At 72.3% G+C, this 3,468-nt stretch carries 3 protein-coding genes; 2 read left to right on the top strand and 1 reads right to left on the bottom strand.

Annotated features, from left to right (window positions below; translation table 11 throughout):
* Positions 1–841: FAD-dependent oxidoreductase (locus ACTIDRAF_RS31395; protein ID WP_016701485.1), on the bottom strand; the 841-nt coding region annotated here is incomplete at its 3' end.
* A gap of 328 nt (positions 842–1,169) precedes the next feature.
* On the opposite strand from ACTIDRAF_RS31395, the gene ACTIDRAF_RS0225525 reads away from it, so the two are divergent.
* On the top strand, positions 1,170–2,441 hold the full coding sequence (locus ACTIDRAF_RS0225525) for a Bcr/CflA family multidrug efflux MFS transporter (RefSeq protein ID WP_016701484.1): 1,272 nt from the start codon (positions 1,170–1,172) through the stop codon (positions 2,439–2,441).
* 113 nt (positions 2,442–2,554) lie between these two features.
* Positions 2,555–3,468, top strand: a 914-nt coding sequence (locus tag ACTIDRAF_RS0225520) for a zinc-binding dehydrogenase (protein WP_016701483.1), incomplete at its 3' end; no start/stop codon positions are given.

The following is a 3,468-nucleotide window of genomic DNA, read 5'->3' as shown; positions in this document are numbered from 1 at the left end:
GGCAGGAGCCCCAGTCGCCGTGCGGCGCGGCGCCCGCCGCCAGCGCCATCTCCAGCACCTCGCCGGTGTTGAGCGGGTTGCCCCGGACCAACGCCCGCGACCACCCCGGCCCGAGGTGCCGTTCCCGCAACTCCGGGTTCGCCTCGAAGCCACCCGCCGCCAACACCACGGCCCCGGCCGCGACCTGGTGGCGGACCCCGGCGCCGTCCTGGTAGACGACACCCCGGACGGCCCCGTCGTCGCCCCGCACCAGTTCGCGGACCTCGGCCTCGTAGCGGATCTCGACTCCCGCGCTCTCGGCCGCCGCCGTGTGCTGGGCGATCAGCCCCTTGCCCCCGTCGACCGTTCCGACGGCGAGCCCGCCGAAGAAGACCCACCGGCCGTCCTCGACGTAGGTCTGGCGCTCGTACAGCAGCTGCCAGCGGAGGCCCTTCCCGGTCAACCAGTCGATGGTGTCGGCGCTGTGGTCGACGAGGGTGCGGGTCAGGACCGGGTCGTTGCGCCCCTCCGTCACCCGCGCCATGTCCGAGGCGAAGTCGTCGGCGGAGTAGGCGGGCAGCTCGGTCCTGGGCAACCGCTCGACGCTGTCCTGGTCGAGGATCGGGGCCAGGGCCTCACCACCGCCGTGGGCGAAGCGGAAGGCCCCCGCCGTGTAGTAGGAGTTGCCGCCCGCGACGCCCCGCGCGCCCTTCTCCAGCAGCAACACGGTCGCACCGCGCTCACGGGCAGCGTGGGCGGCGGAGAACGCGGCGTTGCCGCCGCCCACGACGACGACGTCGACCCGCTCGGCCGCGTCGGGTGCCGGGTCGGCGGTGGAACCACTGACTGGGGTGGACCGCATCGGCTGTCTCCTCACTCTCCGGTCTGACAAGCGCCAGGTTCCATGCGACCTGGGTTCACCAGGAACCTGATTATGCGGCGATTGTATGCAATAAGTATGCGATCAGGGGAGGGGTGGGCGTCGACCAGCCCACGACCACGGCGAAGATGAGCTAGCTCACATCCGAGATGGAATCGCGGTGGTCGAACGTTCGCTGAAGGTTGTCTAATGAAACTGTCTGCCGGGTCAACCGGCGCCGCCTGGCGCCGCCGTTCACGGGCCCGGATCACAGGGAGGAATGGTGAATTCAGCACGCAATGGGCTCGCTGAGGACCAGCGTCAGCCCGCCGTGCCGTCCGAGGCGGACCACGCACCCAGCGTGGAACGCCAAACCCGACCAGACCAGACCACGGAACGGACCGAGGAACCCTTCCCGATCTCCCGGTGGCGACTGGCGGCGATCCTCGGAGCGCTGTCCGCGCTGGGCCCGCTGTCCATTGACACCTACCTACCGGCCTTCCCCGCGATCGCCTCCGACTTCGACACCACCACTTCCCAGGTCCAGCTGAGCCTCACCGCCTGCCTGCTGGGCCTGGCACTCGGTCAGATCGTGGCCGGCCCGCTGAGCGACGCCCTCGGCCGACGGCGACCACTGCTCACCGGCCTGTTCGTCTACGTCCTCTCCTCCGCCGCCTGCGCCGTCGCCCTGACCGCGCCCATGCTCACCGGCGCCCGCTTCGTCCAGGGCCTGTCCGGAGCCGCCAGCCTGGTGATCGCCAGAGCGATCGTCCGCGACCGGTACTCCGGAATCGCCGCCGCCAAGTTCTTCTCGATGCTGATGCTGGTCACCGGCGCGGCCCCCGTGCTCGCCCCCCTCATCGGCAGCCAACTCCTGCTGATCACCTCCTGGCAGGGCGTCTTCTTCGTCCTCGCCGGCTACGGCGTGGTCCTCCTGCTCCTCGCCGGCCTGCGACTCCCCGAAACCCTGCCGCCGGAACGACGCCGCAGCGGCGGCGTCCGGGACACCCTCCGGACCTACCGGAGCCTGTTGGCCGACCGCTTCTTCCTCGGCTGCGCGATCTCAGGCGGTCTCGCCTTCAGCGCCGTCTTCTGCTACATCTCGGCGTCACCGTTCGTGCTCCAGGACATCTACGGGGTCTCCCCACAGACCTTCGGTCTGCTGTTCGGCCTGAACTCCGTCGGCATCGTGATCGCCGGTCAGGTCAACGGACTGCTGGTCAGCCGGTTCGACCAGCGCAAGCTGCTGATCACCGGGCTCTGCTCCGCCCTGCTCGGAGCGATCGCGCTGCTGGTGGTCGTCACCACCGACGTGCTCGGCCTCGCCGGTGTCCTCCCGGCCCTGTTCCTGGTGGTCTCCAGCATCGGTCTGGTGATGCCCAACAGCACGACCCTGGCGCTGGCCGACCACCCGGACGCGGCCGGTTCCGCCTCGGCGCTGCTCGGGATGCTCCAGTTCGCGCTCGGTGGCCTGGCGGCCCCGCTGGTCGGACTCGGCGGCAGCGGCAGCGCGGTGCCCATGGCCCTGGTGATGGTGCTCGCCGCACTGGCAGCCCTCGGGGTGTTCCTCACCCTGACACGCGGCCGGCAACCCCTCGCCTGACCACTCTTCTGGCCGGACGCCTCCCGGACGGACAACGACCCCCACCACGATCTTGACCTCAAGCGCGCTTGAGCTCATACCGTGCGGGCATCCGTCCAAACCCGGGAGCACCCATGCGCGCGATCACGCTGTCCTCCTTCGGCCCCGCCGACCACCTCGTGCTGGCGGAGGTCCCCGACCCCGTGCCGGCGGCGGGTCAGGTCCGGGTCCGCGTCGCCGCCAGCGGCGTCCACCTCGTCGACACCCGGCTGCGTCGGGGCGAGCCGGCCGGCCCGGCGAAGGCGCCTGACCTCCCGGCCGTCCTCGGCCGGGAGGTCGCCGGGACCGTGGACGCGGTCGGGGACGGCGTCGACCGTGGCTGGCTCGGACGTCGCGTGGTGGCGCACCTCGGCGCCGTCGCCGCGGCAGGGGGTTACGCCGAGCTGGCGGTGGCCCCGAAGGCGTCCCTGCACACCGTGCCGGACGAGCTCACCCCGGAGGCGGCGGTCGCGATGATCGGTACCGGGCGCACCGCCCTGGCCGTGCTGGACACGGTCACCCCCGGTCCCTCCGACGTCGTGCTCGTCCTCGCCGCCGCCGGCGGCCTCGGCAGCCTGTTCACGCAGGAGGCGCTGGCCGTGGGCGCCACCGTCGTCGGGCTCGCCGGTGGGCCGGAGAAGGTCGACCGGGTCCGCGCCCTCGGCGCCCAGGTCGCCGTCGACTACCGGACCGAGGACTGGCCGGCGGCCGTCTCGGCCGCGCTCGGCCCGGACCGGTCACCGACGGTGGTGCTGGACGGGGTGGGCGGCGAGCTGGGCCGGCGAGCCCTCGAACTGCTGGGGCCGGGTGGACGGCTGGCGATGTACGGCTGGGCCTCCGGAGACGGCCCCACCGAGATCACCACCGCCGACCTCGTCGAGCGCGGTCTCACCGCCAGCTGGGGAATCGGCGCGCTCCGCCGGCCCGGGGCGCTCCGGGAGCTGGAGGCGCGGGCGCTGCTGGCAGCGGCCACTGGCCGGCTGCGGCCGGAACTGACCACCTTCCCCCT

This window comes from Actinoalloteichus spitiensis RMV-1378, from assembly GCF_000239155.1.
Classification (GTDB): domain Bacteria; phylum Actinomycetota; class Actinomycetes; order Mycobacteriales; family Pseudonocardiaceae; genus Actinoalloteichus_B; species Actinoalloteichus_B spitiensis.
Note: the sequence above shows the minus strand (reverse complement) of the source record. Positions and strands in the feature narration are given on the sequence as shown.